This is a genomic window from Paraburkholderia sp. UCT31, from assembly GCF_014397655.1.
Taxonomy (GTDB): domain Bacteria; phylum Pseudomonadota; class Gammaproteobacteria; order Burkholderiales; family Burkholderiaceae; genus Paraburkholderia; species Paraburkholderia tuberum.
Map to the genome: position 1 here is coordinate 91,271 of NZ_VZQP01000017.1, position 16,656 is coordinate 107,926.

General features: G+C 64.3%; 17 protein-coding genes. 9 read left to right on the top strand and 8 right to left on the bottom strand.

Annotation, left to right across the window (positions count from 1 at the left end):
* The first annotated feature begins 56 nt into the window (after positions 1-56).
* The 3 genes from F6X40_RS16540 (at position 57) to F6X40_RS16550 (ending at position 3,332) form a co-directional block, all read left to right on the top strand.
* Entirely contained in the window at positions 57-1,019 is a 963-nt protein-coding gene (locus F6X40_RS16540) for a substrate-binding domain-containing protein (protein WP_018419664.1), read from the top strand.
* Between the two features lie 67 nt (positions 1,020-1,086).
* Positions 1,087-2,136, top strand: a complete 1,050-nt coding sequence (locus tag F6X40_RS16545) for a sugar phosphate isomerase/epimerase family protein (protein WP_187628551.1) — start codon at positions 1,087-1,089, stop codon at positions 2,134-2,136.
* Between the two features lie 44 nt (positions 2,137-2,180).
* On the top strand, positions 2,181-3,332 hold the full coding sequence (locus F6X40_RS16550) for a Gfo/Idh/MocA family protein (protein WP_187628552.1): 1,152 nt from the start codon (positions 2,181-2,183) through the stop codon (positions 3,330-3,332).
* Positions 3,333-3,374: 42 nt separating this feature from the next.
* Here the strand turns inward: F6X40_RS16550 and F6X40_RS16555 are convergent, their stop codons facing one another.
* From F6X40_RS16555 to F6X40_RS16580, 6 genes are all read right to left on the bottom strand, one after another.
* Positions 3,375-3,635: a hypothetical protein gene (locus F6X40_RS16555; RefSeq protein WP_184045518.1), complete on the bottom strand. Its 261-nt coding sequence runs from the start codon at positions 3,633-3,635 to the stop codon at positions 3,375-3,377.
* A gap of 121 nt (positions 3,636-3,756) precedes the next feature.
* Positions 3,757-4,557, bottom strand: a complete 801-nt coding sequence (locus F6X40_RS16560) for a ParA family protein (RefSeq protein ID WP_187628553.1) — start codon at positions 4,555-4,557, stop codon at positions 3,757-3,759.
* A 90-nt stretch (positions 4,558-4,647) separates the two neighbouring features.
* Positions 4,648-5,646 (bottom strand): zinc-dependent alcohol dehydrogenase family protein, encoded by a 999-nt coding sequence (locus F6X40_RS16565; RefSeq protein ID WP_187628554.1) that lies wholly within the window; start codon positions 5,644-5,646, stop codon positions 4,648-4,650.
* A 23-nt stretch (positions 5,647-5,669) separates the two neighbouring features.
* On the bottom strand, positions 5,670-6,176 hold the full coding sequence (locus F6X40_RS16570) for a DUF302 domain-containing protein (protein WP_260336303.1): 507 nt from the start codon (positions 6,174-6,176) through the stop codon (positions 5,670-5,672).
* A 201-nt stretch (positions 6,177-6,377) separates the two neighbouring features.
* Positions 6,378-7,547 carry an ABC transporter substrate-binding protein gene (locus tag F6X40_RS16575; protein ID WP_187628555.1) on the bottom strand — a complete coding sequence of 390 codons (1,170 nt, stop codon included), beginning with the start codon at positions 7,545-7,547 and terminating at the stop codon, positions 6,378-6,380.
* Positions 7,548-7,586: 39 nt separating this feature from the next.
* Positions 7,587-8,528 (bottom strand): CysB family HTH-type transcriptional regulator, encoded by a 942-nt coding sequence (locus F6X40_RS16580; protein ID WP_184065266.1) that lies wholly within the window; start codon positions 8,526-8,528, stop codon positions 7,587-7,589.
* 226 nt (positions 8,529-8,754) lie between these two features.
* On the opposite strand from F6X40_RS16580, the gene F6X40_RS16585 reads away from it, so the two are divergent.
* The 6 genes from F6X40_RS16585 (at position 8,755) to cobA (ending at position 15,029) form a co-directional block, all read left to right on the top strand.
* Complete coding sequence (locus F6X40_RS16585) at positions 8,755-10,434, top strand: nitrite/sulfite reductase (protein ID WP_187628556.1); 1,680 nt, start codon at positions 8,755-8,757, stop codon at positions 10,432-10,434.
* A 21-nt stretch (positions 10,435-10,455) separates the two neighbouring features.
* Positions 10,456-10,998, top strand: a complete 543-nt coding sequence (locus F6X40_RS16590; RefSeq protein WP_187628557.1) for a DUF934 domain-containing protein — start codon at positions 10,456-10,458, stop codon at positions 10,996-10,998.
* Positions 10,995-11,741, top strand: coding sequence for a phosphoadenylyl-sulfate reductase (locus tag F6X40_RS16595; RefSeq protein WP_090803400.1), 747 nt, complete (start codon positions 10,995-10,997; stop codon positions 11,739-11,741). Before F6X40_RS16590 ends, F6X40_RS16595 begins: the two co-directional genes overlap by 4 nt.
* Positions 11,742-11,842: 101 nt before the next feature.
* On the top strand, positions 11,843-12,805 hold the full coding sequence (gene cysD / locus F6X40_RS16600; protein WP_184065278.1) for a sulfate adenylyltransferase subunit CysD: 963 nt from the start codon (positions 11,843-11,845) through the stop codon (positions 12,803-12,805).
* A 65-nt stretch (positions 12,806-12,870) separates the two neighbouring features.
* On the top strand, positions 12,871-14,187 hold the full coding sequence (locus tag F6X40_RS16605; RefSeq protein ID WP_187628558.1) for a sulfate adenylyltransferase subunit 1: 1,317 nt from the start codon (positions 12,871-12,873) through the stop codon (positions 14,185-14,187).
* Positions 14,188-14,273: 86 nt separating this feature from the next.
* Positions 14,274-15,029 (top strand): uroporphyrinogen-III C-methyltransferase, encoded by a 756-nt coding sequence (gene cobA / locus F6X40_RS16610; protein WP_090803404.1) that lies wholly within the window; start codon positions 14,274-14,276, stop codon positions 15,027-15,029.
* A gap of 57 nt (positions 15,030-15,086) precedes the next feature.
* Here cobA and F6X40_RS16615 read toward each other — a convergent pair whose 3' ends face one another.
* Together F6X40_RS16615 and lptG are read right to left on the bottom strand one after the other, a co-directional pair.
* Positions 15,087-15,467: a sirohydrochlorin chelatase gene (locus F6X40_RS16615; RefSeq protein ID WP_184065284.1), complete on the bottom strand. Its 381-nt coding sequence runs from the start codon at positions 15,465-15,467 to the stop codon at positions 15,087-15,089.
* 38 nt (positions 15,468-15,505) lie between these two features.
* The gene (gene lptG, locus F6X40_RS16620) at positions 15,506-16,654 is read right to left on the bottom strand and encodes an LPS export ABC transporter permease LptG (RefSeq protein WP_184065287.1); all 1,149 of its coding nucleotides are present in this window, start codon (positions 16,652-16,654) and stop codon (positions 15,506-15,508) included.
* Positions 16,655-16,656: the final 2 nt, after the last annotated feature.

The window sequence follows — 16,656 nt, forward strand, 5'->3', positions numbered from 1 at the left end:
ACGGCAGGTCCGAAAAATCGGGGCGAGCGAACGCCTCATGATTGGAGACACACACCATGAAGCAAGTCATTCGAGCGATCGGCGCCGGCGTGCTGGCGTTGGGGATACTGGGCACGAGCGGCGCGGCGCGCGCCGACGACAAGGTCACGCTGGGCGTCGCGATTCCGACGGCCGATCACGGCTTCACCGGCGGCATCGTCTGGTGGGCGAACAAGGCGAAGGCGGATCTCGAGAAGGCGCATCCCGATCTGAAAGTGATCGTGAAAACGGCCGCCAACGCGCCCGAGCAGGCGAACCAGTTGCAGGATCTCGTGACGGTCAACAAGATCAACGCGCTCGTGATCTTCCCGTACGAATCGGCGACGCTGACACAGCCGGTCGAGCAGGTGAAGAAGAAAGGCGTGTACGTCACGGTGGTCGATCGCGGCCTGACGAACACGAGCGCGCAGGACGCCTACGTGGCCGGCGACAACACCGCGTTCGGCAAGATTCCGGCCGAGTACCTGGCAAAGGCACTTGATGGCAAGGGCAACGTCGTCGCGCTGCGCGGCATTCCGACCACGCTCGACAACGAGCGCTGGACCGCCTTCACCGGCGTGATGAAAAACTATCCGGACATCAAGATTCTCGACGCGAAATACGCGAACTGGAATCGCGACGACGCGTTCAAGGTGATGCAGGACTACCTGACGCGCTTCAAGCACATCGACGCCGTATGGGCCGCCGACGACGACATGGCGGTCGGCGTGCTGAAGGCGATCGATCAGGCGAAGCGCAACGACATCAAGATCGTGTTCGGCGGCGCGGGCTCGAAGGGGATGGTGAAGAACGTGATGGACGGCGCGCCGATGATCAAGGCTGACGTGTCGTACTCGCCGAAATTCATCTACGACGCGATCAAGCTGACGGCCGAAGCGCGGCTGAAGGGCGACAAGCTGCCGGCCACCACGATCATTCCGTCGGTGCTGATCACGAAGGAAAACGCCCAGCAGTTCTATTTCCCCGACTCGCCGTTCTGAGCGGCGCGCCGGGCATCGTCTAGCACGCGCGGGCGCGGCCCGCGCGCAAAGTTCGAGGAACCGTACGATGAAAACCATCAAAGGGCCGGCGATTTTTCTCGCGCAGTTCGTGGGCGACGACGTGCCGTTCGACAACCTCGGGCATCTCGCGGATTGGGCCGCGGGTCTCGGCTTCAAGGGCATCCAGGTGCCGTGCGACTCGCGCCTGATCGATCTCGACAAGGCGGCCGCGAGCGACGCGTATTGCGACGAACTGCGCGAGAGCGTCGACAACGCGGGCGTCGCGATCACCGAACTATCGACCCATCTGCAAGGGCAACTGGTCGCCGTGCATCCGGCTTACGACACGCTGTTCGACGGCTTCGCCGCGCCGCAGGTGCGCGGCAATCCGGCGGCGCGCACCGAATGGGCGATCGCGCAGATGAAGCTCGCGGCGCAGGCGTCGCGTCGTTTGGGCCTGAGCACGCACGTGTCGTTTTCGGGCGCGCTCGCGTGGCCGTATCTGTACCCGTGGCCGCAGCGGCCGGCCGGTCTCGTCGAAGCCGCGTTCGAAGAGCTCGCGCGCCGCTGGACGCCGGTTCTCGATGCGTTCGACGTGGCCGGCGTCGATGTCTGCTACGAACTGCATCCGGGCGAAGACCTGCACGACGGCGTGACGTTCGAGCGCTTTCTCGCGGGGGTCGATCAGCATCCGCGCGCGAACATCCTGTACGACCCGAGCCACTTCGTGCTGCAACAGCTCGACTATCTCGCGTTCATCGATATCTACCACGAGCGCATCAAGGCGTTTCATGTGAAGGACGCGGAGTTTCGTCCGACCGGCAAGCAGGGCGTGTACGGCGGCTACAGCGGCTGGGTCGAACGCGCGGGGCGGTTTCGCTCGCTCGGCGATGGGCAGATCGACTTCGGCGCGATCTTCTCGAAGATGGCGCAGTTCGATTTTCCGGGCTGGGCCGTGCTCGAATGGGAATGCGCATTGAAGCATCCGCACGACGGCGCGCGCGAAGGCGCGGAGTTCATTCGCCGGCACATCATCCGCGTGGCCGAGCGTGCGTTCGATGACTTCGCGGGAAGCGGTGTCGATACCGCACAGTTAAAAAGCGTGCTCGGCATCTGACGGCCGGGCGGTGACAGCCGACGCAACACATGGGAGCGCAAACAATGCAGCGAAGAAGGTTCAGGCTGGGGATGGTCGGCGGCGGCCAGGGCGCGTTCATCGGCGCCGTGCATCGGATCGCCGCGCGGCTCGACGATCGTTTCGAACTGGTGGCGGGCGCGTTGTCGTCCGATTCCGAGCGCGCGCGGGCGAGCGCCGTCGAAGCGGGCATCGCGCGCAGCTACGCGGATTGGCGCGAGATGGCGCGCGCCGAGGCCGCGCGCGAGGACGGTATCGACGCGGTCGCGATCGTCACGCCGAATCATCTGCACGCGCCGGTCGCGACGGCGTTTCTCGAAGCCGGCATCCACGTGATCTGCGACAAGCCGCTCGCGGTTTCGCTCGCCGAAGGCGAAGCGCTCGCGAAGCTCGCGCAGTCAAAAAAGCGGCTGTTTGCGTTGACGCATACCTATTCGGGCTACCCGCTCGTGCGGCATGCGCGCGAGCTGGTCGAACGTGGCGAACTGGGCGAGATTCGCGTCGTGCAGGTCGAGTACGCGCAGGACTGGCTCGCCGAGCCGGTCGAAACAGGCGGTGCGAACAGGCAGGCGGGCTGGCGCACCGATCCGGCGTTGGCGGGGCCGGCCGGGTGCCTCGGCGATATCGGCACGCACGCGTATCAACTGGCCGCTTTCGTGACGGGGATGATGCCGCGCGCGCTGTCGGCCGAGTTGCACACGTTCGTACCGGGGCGTCGTGTCGACGATCACGTGCAGGCGATGCTGCGTTATGCGAACGGCGCGCGCGGCATGTTGTGGGCGAGCCAGGTGGCGAGCGGCGCGGAGAACGCGCTGCGCTTGCGCGTGTATGGCACGAAGGCGGGACTCGCGTTCGATCAGGAGGAGCCGAACGCCTTGTGGTTCACGCCGTTGGGCGGCGCTGCCGAACGATTGACGCGCGCTCGGGTGAATAGTCAGGTTGCCGCGCATGCGACGCGCGTGCCGGCCGGGCATCCGGAAGGCTATCTGGAAGCGTTCGCGCAGTTGTACCAGGATGCGGCGTTGCAGATCGATGCGTTGAACGATGGTCGCGCGCCGCCAGCCGAGAGCCTGCTGTTGACGACGGTCGATGATGGCGTCGACGGTTTGCGGTTTATCGACGCGGTGCTGAAAAGCAGTGCGGCGGATGGGCGGTGGGTGCAGATGGAAGGGGCATGAAGCGTTGCAACAAAGCGCCAGGTCGACGAAGCTGCCGAAGCGTCAACCGCCCTTGCTTTTCTTGATCTGCGCTTCGAACGCGATATCGAGCTTGCTGGCCTTGCGCGGCTTCTGCGGGCCGTACGCGTCAACGAACTTGACGAAGTCGTCGAGCGTCAGCGGGTCGGACACTTTCTGGTCGACTCCGCTCGATTTGTCGACCAGATAGAACAGGCCGCCGGACAGACTGATCGCGGCGAAGCGCGGGTTGCCGCTGCGCGTTTTCAGGCGCTCGACGGCGTGGATGGCTCGGGTGGTGCGCATGATGGGGACTGCGGCGGCTGATTGACGAGAGCGTTACTTTAACAATTTTGCCGACGGTATGCGGTTGGGGACTACGGACGAAAACACGCGATGAACCACGACCCGCTCAGCGACGACAAGATCATCGCTTGCTGGCAGCGCAACGCGTCGCTCCGGCGTGCTCGCTCAACTCCCGATGCAACGCCCGATACTCCTGCGCGAGCTTATGCCCCGGATCGAGATGAATGACGGGTGTCGCCAGCTGATGCGACTCACGGATCTTCACCGACGATGACAAGCGCGACCCCAGCACCGGCAGGCCTTCGCCGATCAGTTCGTCGACGAGCTTTTGCGGCAGGCTCGCGCGAGGCTGGAACTGGTTGATGACGATGCCCTCCACCTGCAGCGCGTGGTTGTGATCCTGCTGGATCTCCTTGACGTTTTCGAGCAGCGTGTAGAGCGCGCGACGCGAGAAGTCGTCGCAGTCGAACGGAATCAGACAACGCTCGACGGCGATCAGCGCCGAGCGCGTGTAGAAGTTCAGCGCGGGCGGCGTGTCGATGTAAATCGCGTCGTACATGTCGAGTTCGTTCAGCGCGTCGCGCAGCTTGTAGATCTTGTAGCGCGATTCGAGCTTGCCGTGCAGCGTGTCGAGGTCCGGATGGGCGGGCATCACGTCGAGATTCTCGAAGCGCGTCGGATGGATGAACGAGGTCGCTTCCACGGGTTTGAAGCTGAAGCCGAGCGCGGTTTCGAAGAAGCCCGCGACAGTGGGGTTGACCTCGCTCGCCTGGGCGCCGAGCAGATACTGGGTCGAATTCGCCTGAGCGTCGAGGTCGATCACCAGCGTACGCAGACCTTCGCTCGCGCTGATGGCCGCCAGGTTGCAGACGATGGTCGATTTGCCTACGCCACCTTTCTGATTGAATACAACGCGCCGCATGGTCTCCCCTTGAACGGAAGCGGTTACAAAGGGCCCAGCATACCTGAGTCGGATGACTGCGCTGATTTCGACGGGTTGTTCATGACCGGGTCAGCGTTGCGCGGTATCCACGTCGACCACCACCTTCACACGTCCAGTCCCACTGCCGACGAGCTGATAGGCCTCGTCCGCGCTGCGCAAATCGAACCGTGTCTGATCGACCACGGGCGCGAGCGCGCCGCTTTCCACGAGCCGCGTCGCTTCGCGCATCATCTCGCCGAGGTGCGCGCGATATCGACCGGTCAGCAACGGATACAGCGTGAAGATCCCTGAATAGCTGGCTTCACGAAACGACAGCGGCGCAAGCGCATGCGTCCCCCAGCCAAGCGCACTGACCACGTGCCCAAAATGCCGGACCGCGGCGAACGACGCATCGAGCGAGGCCCCCCCTACCGTATCGACGACCAGATCGAAGCCTTCGCCATCGGTCAAACTCGCCACATACTGTTCGACCGTCTGCGCGCGGTAGTCGATCGGTGTCGCGCCGAGCCGCCGCACCAACTCGGCATTGTGTGCGCTCGCGGTTGCATAGACGTCGGCGCCGAGCGCGCGCGCCAGTTGCACGGCGATGTGGCCGACCCCTCCGGCGCCACCCTGGACCAGCACTTTGGTTCCGCCTTGCAGACGCGCGCGATCGACGATACCCGCATACGACGTGATGAACGCGAGCGGCAACGCGGCGGCCTCGCGCAGCGACAGATTGCGCGGCGCATGGGCGAGCAGGGCGGCATCGACCGCAGCGTACTCGGCGAGTGACCCCTGGATGCCGCCGACGCCGCCGGTCATGCCATACACGTTGTCGCCGACAGCGAACCCGCCGACGCCATCGCCGAGCGCCTCCACCGTGCCCGCGAGGTCGATACCGAGGACGAGCGGCAACGGGTGTTGCGCGTGCCCGGCCTCGCCCGCGCGAATCTTGATGTCGAGCGGATTGAGGCCGCTCGCGGCGACGCGCACCAGGACCTGGCCGGCAGCGGGTTCCGGGCGGGGCAGCGGCGTGTATTCGAGCGGGCCGTTGTATTGGCTGAGGACCAGAGCGTGCATGGACATGGCGGTCTCCTTCGTTCGACACGTTACCGCGCGGCCGCATCGACGAGGGCGGCCACACCGCTCACCGGCTTCATCAAGTCGTCCGGCAGACCATGCCGCTCACGAAGATAGGCCGTCGAGTTGAAGGATAGCCACGCACGGCCGTCCGCGTCCTCCCAGACAAGCACCTTCAAAGGAAGATCGAGCGCGGCGGTCGGCGCGAGTTGCATCAACGGTGTACCGGCTTTGGGATTGCCGAAGATCAGGAGCCGGCTGAACGGCATCGCCAGTCCCTCGCGCCCAGCGTCACCGCTGAAATCGATGCAGGCGAAAACCGTCAGCCCTCGCTCCAGAATCAAGGTTTGAAGACGCTCGGCGGTCGCGTCGCCCGCATGGGTGCTTGCAACGGTGACGATGCCAGCGCTGGCGTTCTCTGTGATCGAAGCGGTGGCCATCATGCCTCCCGTGCGGATGTTGTGCTCCGGCAGCGTTCGCGTGATCAGGTCTGCCGGACGGGCAACGCGTTGACCGTGACGCAGCATGCGTCGCATGCGTGCAATGCGCCAACGGAGAAGCGGATCCATGCAGTGTAGGCGTTCGCTGGCGCGGTGTGGCCGATCGTGCGGACGCGCTGTGAGGGAAGTTCTACCGAAAGGCGAAAGAAAGCGGATGGGGTGCGCGCTGAACGAACGGCGGCTTCCACATTCGCGAAGCCGCCGTCAGGGGCGCCTGATCGGCGCCCCGATGCCAGATTACTGGCTCAGGTAAACAAACTTGCCATTCTTGATGGTGCCCATCACGCTCGCCCGCTGATCGAGACCGACGTGATCCTTCGGGGTCGTATTGACGACCCCGTTCGGCACCACCAGCTCATGCGCGTGTTCGAGCTCGTCGCGCAATGCGACGCGAAACGCCGGCGTACCCGGCTGCGCGGTCTTCAACGCGCGCGCGACGGCGTCCTGCAGGCGCGGGTACACGCCGGCCGCGTCGCCCGCGAACTGCGTGACGTTGCCGGGGCCGTACTTCGCCTCGTACGCGTCGACGAACGCGAGCGCCGCCTTCTTCGACGGATGATCGGCCGGCAGCGTGCGCGCGACGACGACCGGTTGCGTCGGGAACAGCGTGCCTTCCACGTCTTTACCGCCGAGCTTGATGAACTCCGGCGTCGCGATGCCATGCGTCTGATAGATCGGGCCCTTGTAGCCGCGCTCGATCAGCGTGCGCTGCGGCAGTACCGTTGGGGTGCCCGCGCCGGCGATCAGGATCGCGTCGGGCTTCGCGGCCATCAGCTTCAGGATCTGGCCGGTCACGCTCGCGTCGGTGCGGTTGTAGCGCTCGGTCGCGACCAGCCGGATATGGCGCAGCGCAGCGAACTTGCTGAACTCGTTGAGCCAGCTTTCGCCGTAGCCATCCGCGAAACCGATGAAGCCGACCGTCTTCACGTCGTGGTTCGACATGTAGCGCGTCATCACGTCGGCCATCGCGCTATCGGTCTGCGCCATCTTGTAGGCCCAGATCTTTTTGCCTTCCTGCGGCTCGACGACGATCGCCGAGCCGATCAGCGTGATCATCGGCGTCTGGCTGTCGGCGACCGGATCGAGCGCGGCCATCGCGGCCGGCGTGATGTTCGGGCCGACGACCACGTCGACGTGGTCCTCGTCGATCAGCTTGCGGATGTTGCGCACGGCGTTGCCGGGGTCGGACGCGTCGTCGAGGAAGATGTAGTCGGCTTTCTGGCCGGCGATCGTCTGCGGCCACATCAGCATCGCGTTCTTGCTGGTGATGCCGATCACGGCGGCCGGTCCGGTGTACGACAGATCGATGCCGACTTTCAGGTCGGCGTGCGCCGCGCCGGCGACGAGCAGCGCCGCGGCCGCGAGGCCGCGCAGGGTGTTGCGTACTTTATTGTTATCCAACTTCATCGGAAGGTCTCCGTAGCGAGAGAGCGGTATGGAAGCGGTTCAGAGCTCATAGGTTTCGTGTTCGCCCTTCAGCGCCTGCTCGATCAGCTTGCGGCTCAGGCTCGGCGACAGCAGCTCGACGAGCGTGTACACGTAGCTGCGCAGATACGCGCCCTGTTTCAGCGCGACGCGCGTCACGTTGCTGCCGAACAGATGGCCGACCGGCATCGCGCGCAAATGGCGGTCGCGCTCGGCGTTGAACGCGATGTCGGCCATGATGCCGACGCCGAGGCCCAGCTCGACGTAGGTCTTGATCACGTCGGCGTCGATCGCCTCGAGCACGATGTCCGGATGCAGACCGCGCAGACGGAACGCTTCGTTGATCTTGGTGCGGCCGGCGAACGCGTTGTCGTACGTAATCAGCGGGTACTGGGTCAGGTCGTCGAGCGACAGCAGCTTGCGCTCGAGCAACGGATGGTCGGGCTGCAGCACCGCGACGTGGTGCCACTGGAAGCAGGGCAGCGACACCAGATCCTTGTAGTTCGAGATCGCCTCGGTCGCGATCGCGAGGTCGGCCTGGTCGTGCAGCACCATTTCGGCGACCTGGGTCGGGCTGCCTTGCAGAATTGAAAGGTGAACCTTCGGAAAGCGCTTCTTGAACTCGGCGATCGCCGCGGGCAGCGAGTAGCGCGCCTGCGTGTGGGTCGCGGCGATCGTCAGGTTGCCCTGATCCTGCGCCGCGAAGTCCTTGCCGACCCGCTTCAGGCTTTCCACTTCCTGCAGGATTTTTTCGACCGACTCCAATATGATGCGGCCCGGCTCGGTCAGCGAGCGCACGCGCTTGCCGTGGCGGGTAAAGATTTCGACGCCAAGTTCGTCCTCCAGCTCGATGATCGCCTTCGAGACGCCCGGCTGGCTCGTAAACAGCGCCTTGGCCGCTTCGGTGAGGTTGAAGTTCTGCCGCACAGCCTCGCGGACGAAGCGGAATTGGTGCAGGTTCATATATAACCTCGCCGCATATAAAAAGAATTTTTTAGTCGTTTGAAATATAAGGCGAGTTTATTACGATCTGTCCATCTTTTTCAATATGGATATCTGTATTTGTTATAAGCAAATGAGCGATGGGTCTAAACGCTCGCTTGCGATAGCTGACAAAGCCGGTATTCAAGCCGCGGCCGATCCGGACGGTCGCGTGTCACGCAAGTTTCGAAAAAATTGGGGCCCCCGAATGTACCAATACGATCAGTACGACCAGACCATCGTCGATGAACGGGTCGCGCAGTACGCCGATCAGGTTCGCCGCCGCTTGTCGGGCGAATTGAGCGAAGAGGAATTCCGTCCGCTGCGCCTGCAGAACGGTCTGTATTACCAGCGCCACGCGTACATGCACCGCATCGCGATTCCGTACGGCAACTTGCGCAGCGACCAGATGCGCGTGCTCGCGCAGATCGCGCGCGAACACGACCGCGGCTACGGCCATTTCTCGACGCGTTCGAACATCCAGTACAACTGGATCAAGCTCGAAGAAACGCCGGAGATTCTGCGCAAGCTCGCCTCGGTGCAGATGCACGGCATTCAGACCTCGGGCAACTGCATTCGCAACATCACCGCCGATCAATTCGCCGGCGTCGCGCCCGACGAAGTCGTCGATCCGCGTCCGTGGGCCGAAATCCTGCGTCAATGGTCGACGTTCCACCCCGAATTCGCGTGGCTGCCGCGCAAGTTCAAGATCGCCGTGTCGGGTTCGAAGGAAGACCGCGCGGCTGTGCAGATTCACGACATGGGCGTGTATCTGCGCAAGAACGAACAGGGCGAACTGGTGGCCGACATCCTCGCCGGTGGTGGTCTGGGCCGCACGCCGATCGTCGGCGCGGTGATCCGCCGCGATCTGCCGTGGCAGCACCTGCTGACCTATAGCGAAGCCGTGTTGCGTGTGTACAACCGCTACGGCCGCCGCGACAACATGTACAAGGCGCGTATCAAGATTCTGGTGAAGGCGCTGTCGCCGGAGAAGTTCGCCGCGCAGGTCGAAGAAGAGTGGCAGCACCTGAAGGACGGCCCGTCGACGCTCACGCAGGCCGAAGTCGATCGCGTGACGCAATACTTCGCGCCGCCCGCTTACGACAAGCTGCCGGACACCGATACGCCGTTCGAAAAGCATCTGCTGGAAAACCGCGCGTTCGCGCGCTGGGTCGAGCGTAACGTGCGTCCGCACAAGGTGGCGGGCTACGCGTCGGTCACGCTGTCGCTGAAGCCGACCACGGTTGCGCCGGGCGACGCGACGGACGTGCAGATGGACGCGGTCGCCGACTGGGCCGACGAATACTCGTTCGGCAAGGTCCGCGTGTCGCACGAACAGAACCTGATCCTCGCCGACGTCAAGAAGCGCGACCTGTTCGCGCTGTGGGAAAAGGCCAGGGCGCAGGGTTTCGCGACGCCGAACATCGGCTTGTTGACCGACATCATCTCGTGCCCGGGCGGTGACTTCTGCTCGCTCGCGAATGCGAAGTCGATTCCGATCGCGCTCGCGATCCAGGAGCGTTTCAACGATCTCGACTACGTGCACGACCTCGGCGACGTGTCGCTGAACATCTCGGGCTGCATCAACGCGTGCGGTCACCATCACGTCGGCAACATCGGCATTCTGGGCGTCGACAAGGACGGCTCCGAGTGGTACCAGGTGACGCTCGGCGGCGAGCAGGGCACCGGCGCGACCGGCGCTCACCTTGGCCGTGTGATCGGCCCGTCGTTCTCGGCCGAGGAAATGCCCGACGTGATGACGAAGGTGATCGATACGTTCGTGGAAAACCGCCAGGAAGGCGAGCGTTTCATCGATACGTACACCCGTATCGGCATCGTGCCGTTCAAGGAGCGCGTGTACGCCGCGCGTCAACCGGCTCACGCGTAACCGCGAAAGGATACTGAACAGATGGCTTCAATCATCAAGAACCGCGCGATCGTCAACGACGACTGGAGCGTCGTGCGTGCCGCGGAAGACGGCGCTTTGCCGGCAGTGGCCGAACTGCCGGCCGGCAAGGTCATCGTGCCGCTGGCGCTGTGGCAGGCCGAGCGTGAAGCGCTCGTGGCCGCGCGTCAAGCCGCCGACATCGGCGTGTGGCTCGCGCCGGATAACGAACCGGCGGACCTCGTCGGCGACTTCGACAAGCTCGCGCTGATCGCCGTGGACTTCCCGGTGTTCCGCGACGGCCGTGGCTACAGCATCGGCCGTCTGCTGCGCGAGCGCTATGGCTACAACGGCGAACTGCGCGCGATCGGCGACGTGCTGCGCGACCAGATCACGTTCATGTTCCGCTGCGGCTTCGACGCGTATGCACTGCGCGCCGACAAGGACATCAACGACGCGTTGAAAGCGTTCGACGACTTTAGCGTGCAGTACCAGGGCGCCGTGGACACGTCGCCGCTGTTCCGCCGCCGTGCCGCGCAGGCTGGCGCCGCCAAGGTCCCGGCATGAGCACCGCGCAATCGTTGAGCCCGGAGCTCGCAGCGAAGGTCGAGCGTCTCGACGCGCTGCTCGACTCGATCGCCGCGCGTCACGCGAACGTGAAGCTCGCGAGCAGCCTCGCGGCCGAAGACATGCTGCTCACGCATGCGATCCTGTCGCGCGGCGTGAAGATCGGCATCTTTTCGCTGAACACGGGGCGTCTGCATGCGGAAACGCTCGGCATGCTCGACCGCGTGAAAGAGCGCTACGGCTACGACATCGAGCAGTTTCATCCGCAGGCGGCCGCGGTCGAGCAGTATGTGAACGGGCACGGTCTGAACGCATTCTATGAAAGCGTCGAGCTGCGCAAGCGCTGCTGCGAGATCCGCAAGGTCGAGCCGCTCAATCGCGCGCTTGCCGAGGTCAGCGCCTGGGTGACCGGGCAGCGTCGCGAGCAATCGGTCACGCGTGCCGAGCTGCACGAGGAAGAGCACGACGGCGCGCGCAATATCGCCAAGTTCAATCCACTCGCGGACTGGACCGAAGCCGAAGTCTGGGATTATCTTAGTGCGTTCGACGTGCCGGTCAATCCGCTGCATGCGCGCGGTTATCCGAGCATCGGCTGCGAGCCGTGTACGCGTGCGATCCGCCCCGGCGAAGACAGCCGGGCGGGGCGCTGGTGGTGGGAGTCGCGCGATACGAAGGAATGCGGCTTGCATATCACGGCGATTACTCCGATTGCGGTCGAGCGCAACGAAAACGCGTCGGCCTGAGCGCCGCGTACCGAGCTTGCGGCGCATTACCGCCGAAACCGATCTGAATATTTTCGCCCGTGCGAGCAGCGCTTGCCGGACGAACCAACGAAGGACCCGCTATGAGCACCACGCTCGATTCCTCTGTCAACGCTCCGCTTGCCAACACGGTCAACCGGATGGATCACCTCGATTGGCTCGAAGCCGAGTCGATTCACATCCTGCGCGAACTGGTTGCCGAATGCAGCAAGCCGGCGCTGCTGTTTTCGGGCGGCAAGGACTCCGTGGTGGTGCTCGCGCTCGCGCTGAAGGCGTTCGGCCTCGGCGCGAACCGCAAAACGCAGCTACCGTTCCCGCTCGTGCATATCGACACGGGCCACAACTACGACGAAGTGATCGACTTCCGCGATCGTCGCGCGCAAGAGATCGGTGCTGAACTGGTGGTCGGCCATGTTGAAGATTCGATCAAGCGCGGCACCGTGCGTCTGCGTCGCGAAACGGATTCGCGCAATGCCGCGCAGGCGGTGACGCTGCTCGAAACCATCGAGCAGTACGGCTATACCGCGATGATCGGCGGCGCGCGCCGCGACGAGGAAAAGGCCCGCGCGAAAGAGCGCATCTTCTCGTTCCGTGACGAATTCGGCCAGTGGGACCCGAAGGCGCAGCGCCCGGAACTGTGGAGCCTGTACAACGCGCGTCTGCACAACGGCGAACACATGCGCGTGTTCCCGATCTCGAACTGGACCGAGCTCGACGTGTGGCAGTACATCGCGCGTGAACAGCTCGAACTGCCGTCGATCTACTACGCGCACCAGCGCGAGATCGTGCGCCGCAACGGCCTGCTCGTGCCGGTCACGCCGCTCACGCCGATGCGCGAAGGTGAGACGAGCGAACAGGCGCTCGTGCGTTTCCGCACGGTCGGCGACATCAGCTGCACGTGCCCGGTCGAAAGCGACGCGGACGTCATCGAGAAGATCATCGCCGAGACGGCCGTCACCGAAATCACGGAACGCGGCGCGACGCGGATGGACGACCAGGTCTCGGAAGCGGCGATGGAGCAGCGCAAGAAGCAGGGTTATTTCTAAGCACACTTGGGACCGGAGTAAGCGCTGAAGCGCTAACTCCGGCCGACAGAGGGACAAGGAAAATCATGAGCAGTATTCATCAACCAGAAGACCTCGGCGTGCTGCGTTTCATCACTGCGGGCAGCGTCGACGACGGCAAGAGCACGCTGATCGGCCGCCTGCTGTACGACAGCAAGGCGGTATTGAGCGACCAGCTCTCGGCGCTGTCGCGCGCGAAGAACAAGCGCACCGTCGGCGATGAAATCGATCTGTCGCTGTTGACCGACGGCCTCGAAGCCGAGCGCGAGCAGGGCATCACGATCGACGTCGCCTACCGCTACTTCGCCACCGCTAGGCGTAAGTTCATCATCGCCGATACGCCGGGGCATGAGCAGTACACGCGCAACATGGTGACGGGCGCGTCGACCGCGCATGCGGCGATCATTCTCGTCGACGCGACGCGCGTGACGTTCGACAACGGCGTCGCGCAACTGCTGCCGCAAACCAAGCGTCATAGCGCGATCGTGAAGCTGCTCGGTCTGCAGCACGTGATCGTCGCGATCAACAAGATGGACCTCGTCGACTACAGCGAAGCGCGCTTCAACGAGATCCGCGACGCCTACGTCGAGCTCGCGCGTCACCTCGGTCTGCAGGACGTGCGCTTCGTGCCGGTGTCGGCGCTGAAGGGCGACAACATCGTCACGGCGAGCGAGCGCATGCCGTGGTATGCGGGCGAGCCGCTGCTCGACGTGCTCGAAGCGCTGCCGGTCGAAACCGCGAGCGGCGAGGCGCTGCGCTTTCCAGTGCAGTGGGTCGCGCGCCAGGACGGCAGCCGGGCCGACGATTTCCGCGGCTACATGGGCCGGGTCGAATCGGGCGAAGTGAAGCTCGGCGACACGATCGTCGTGTTGCCGGCCAATCGCGAAGCGACCGTGGCCGAGATCATCGCGCCGGTGGTCGGCGGCACCGCGCAGGTGGACCGTGCGTTCGCCGGTCAGACGGTGACGATCCGTCTCACCGAAGACGTCGACGTGTCGCGCGGCGACACCTTCGTGCTGCGCGAAGCGGCGCCGGAGCCGGCGAACAAGCTCGAAGCCGACCTCTGCTGGTTCGACGACACGCCGCTGTCGACGCAGCGCAAGTATTTGCTGAAGCAGACCACCAGCACGGTGTTCGCCAGGATCGGCGCGATCAAGGAAGTGCTCGACGTGCATACGCTGTCGCAGGCGACCGATCGCAAGGAACTGGCGATGAACGACATCGGTCGTGTCGCGCTGACCTTGCAGAAGCCGCTCGTGTGCGACGCGTACGACTCGCATCAGGGCACCGGCGCGTTCGTGCTGATCGACGAGGCGACGAACCACACGGTCGCCGCCGGCATGATCCGCGCGTTTTCCGCCTGAGCACGGCAAGGCTGGCAGGCGACGGATGGGCCACACAGGCGGCGCAACGCGCCGCCGCGTACGCTCCAACGAACAGGTTGATGTCAATGGGTAAGGTTTATCTGATCGGCGCGGGACCCGGTGCCGCGGACCTGATCACGGTGCGCGGCGCGCGGCTGCTCGGCGCCGCCGACGTCGTGCTGCACGACGCGCTGGTCGAGCCGGCGATGCTCGACTACGCGCCCGCGCGCGCGAAGCGCATTGCGGTCGGCAAGCGCTGCGGCCAGCTATCGACGGCCCAACAGTTCATCAACAAGCAGATCGTCGATGCGGCTTTGGAGCACGACGTAGTCGTGCGTTTGAAGGGCGGCGATCCGATGCTGTTCGGCCGCGCCGACGAAGAGATGCGCGCGCTCGAAGCCGCGGGCATCGAGTATGAAGTCGTGCCGGGTATCACCGCCGCACTGGCGAGCGCGGCCACGCTGAAGCGTTCGCTGACGCTGCGCGGCGTGTCGCGCAGCGTCGCGCTCGCGACGTTCAGCCGCGCGCCAGGTTCCGATGAGATCCGCGAGCAGGTCAACGCCGATTCGCTGGTGTTCTACATGGGCCGCGACAGCGGCGTCGAAATCGCGCAGCAACTGATCGATGCTGGCAAGCCCGCGACGACGCCCGTGGCGATCGTCGAGGCGTGCAGCACGCCGCGCGAACGCATGCTGACGCTGACGTTGGAAGATCTTGCGGCCGGCGAAGCGCAGCGCTGGGTCGATGCGTCGCAGCCGAGTCTGTTGATGATCGGCGAGGCGTTCGCGGCGCGGCAGACCGAGGCGAAGCGCTCGTCGAATGGGATGCTGGTCGCGGCCTGAATATCCTCGGTGGGGCCGACCCGAGAGCGGCGAATCTGAGCAACCAGAACGAAAAAATCAGAGCTGCCGCAGGCAATACTGCGCGAGCGCATCCAGCACCGAATCATCCTCGCCGACTGCCACCGCGCAGTGAATCTCGACACCGGGATGCGCGGCGCGGCAATGATCGACGATCGCGGGCAAATCCTTGCGGACATGACCGCCTTGCCCGAAGAACACCGGCACCACGGTGATCGCATCGCAGCCTTGCGTGACGAGTTGCGCGACTGCCGTCGGCAGGTCGGGTTCCATCAGTTCGAGAAAGGCGAGCGTAACCGCAGGAGCTTCGCCCGTCGCCGCGCGCGCGGCGCGCAGCTTGTCGGCGAGCCGTTCGAACGGCTCGCGCCAGCGCGCATCGCGCGCGCCGTGGCCAAACAGAATCAGTCCGTGCATAGCCATCGCATCAGCTCCTGACGATGCCCCTCAACGCACTGGCGTTAGTGCCGGTCGACCCACTTCAACCCGACGAGCCCCAGCACCAGGTAGACGAGCCCAGGTGTCGCCGCGGTCAACGGCGCGGGCCACGTATTGAGCGTGCCGATATGCGAGAACAGCGTGTTGAACAGCTGGAAGCTCATGCCGAGCATGATGCCGCCGAACACCTTCACGCCGACCACGCCCGCGCGCGTATGCAGATACGCGAACGGCAGCGACAGCACCAGCATCACGAACACCGCGAACGGATACAGCACCTTGCGCCACAGCGCGATTTCATAGCGCTGCGTGTCCTGATGGTTTTCGGTCAGATGCTGGATATAGCGGAACAGATTGAACATCGACATCCGGTCCGGCGACACCAGCAGCACCGACAGGATCTGCGGCGTCAGCTCCGAGCGCAGCGAATACTCGGGCAGCGTGACCTGCTTCGCGCGATAGACCGGATTGAGCGCATCTGCCGGCGTACCCGGAGCGGGGGCCACGTCGAGCAGTTGCGTATCGGTCACGCCGGTCAGCAGCCAGTGGCCCGGCGGCTGATAGCGGCCGCTCTGCGCGATGCGAATGTTCGTCAGGCGGAACTTCGAATCGAACTCGTAGATGCGCACGTTGCTGATCGTCGCGTCGGGCTTCAGCTCGCCGACGTTGACGAAGCGCGTGACCTGCTCGCCGTCGGCGCGCTCGGTCAGCGTGTCCTTGACCCACACGCCCGACTGGAAGTTGCTCGACACCGACGAGCCGAGCGCCTCGAGCCGCACGCGCTCGGAGAGCTGATCCGTATACGGGCCGACCACTTCGCCGATCAGATAGGTGACGATCACGAGCGGAATGCCGATCTTCAGCAGCGAGCGCAGCGCCTGATTCGTCGCGAGGCCTGATACGCGGAAGATCGTGTATTCGGAGTTCGCCGCCATCTGCGCGAACACGTAGATCGCGCTGATCAGCGCCGCGACCGGAATGATTTCGTAGAAACGCGACGGCGTTTGCAGCGCGACGCGCAGCACCGCGTACTGAAACTTGTAGTTGCCGTGGCCGACCGAGTTCAGTTCGTTGATCAGGTCGAAGAAGAAGAACAGACCTGAAAATGCAAACAGGATGAACACGAACGTGAGATAGATCTGACGCGCGAAATACCTTTCATAAATGCGCATCG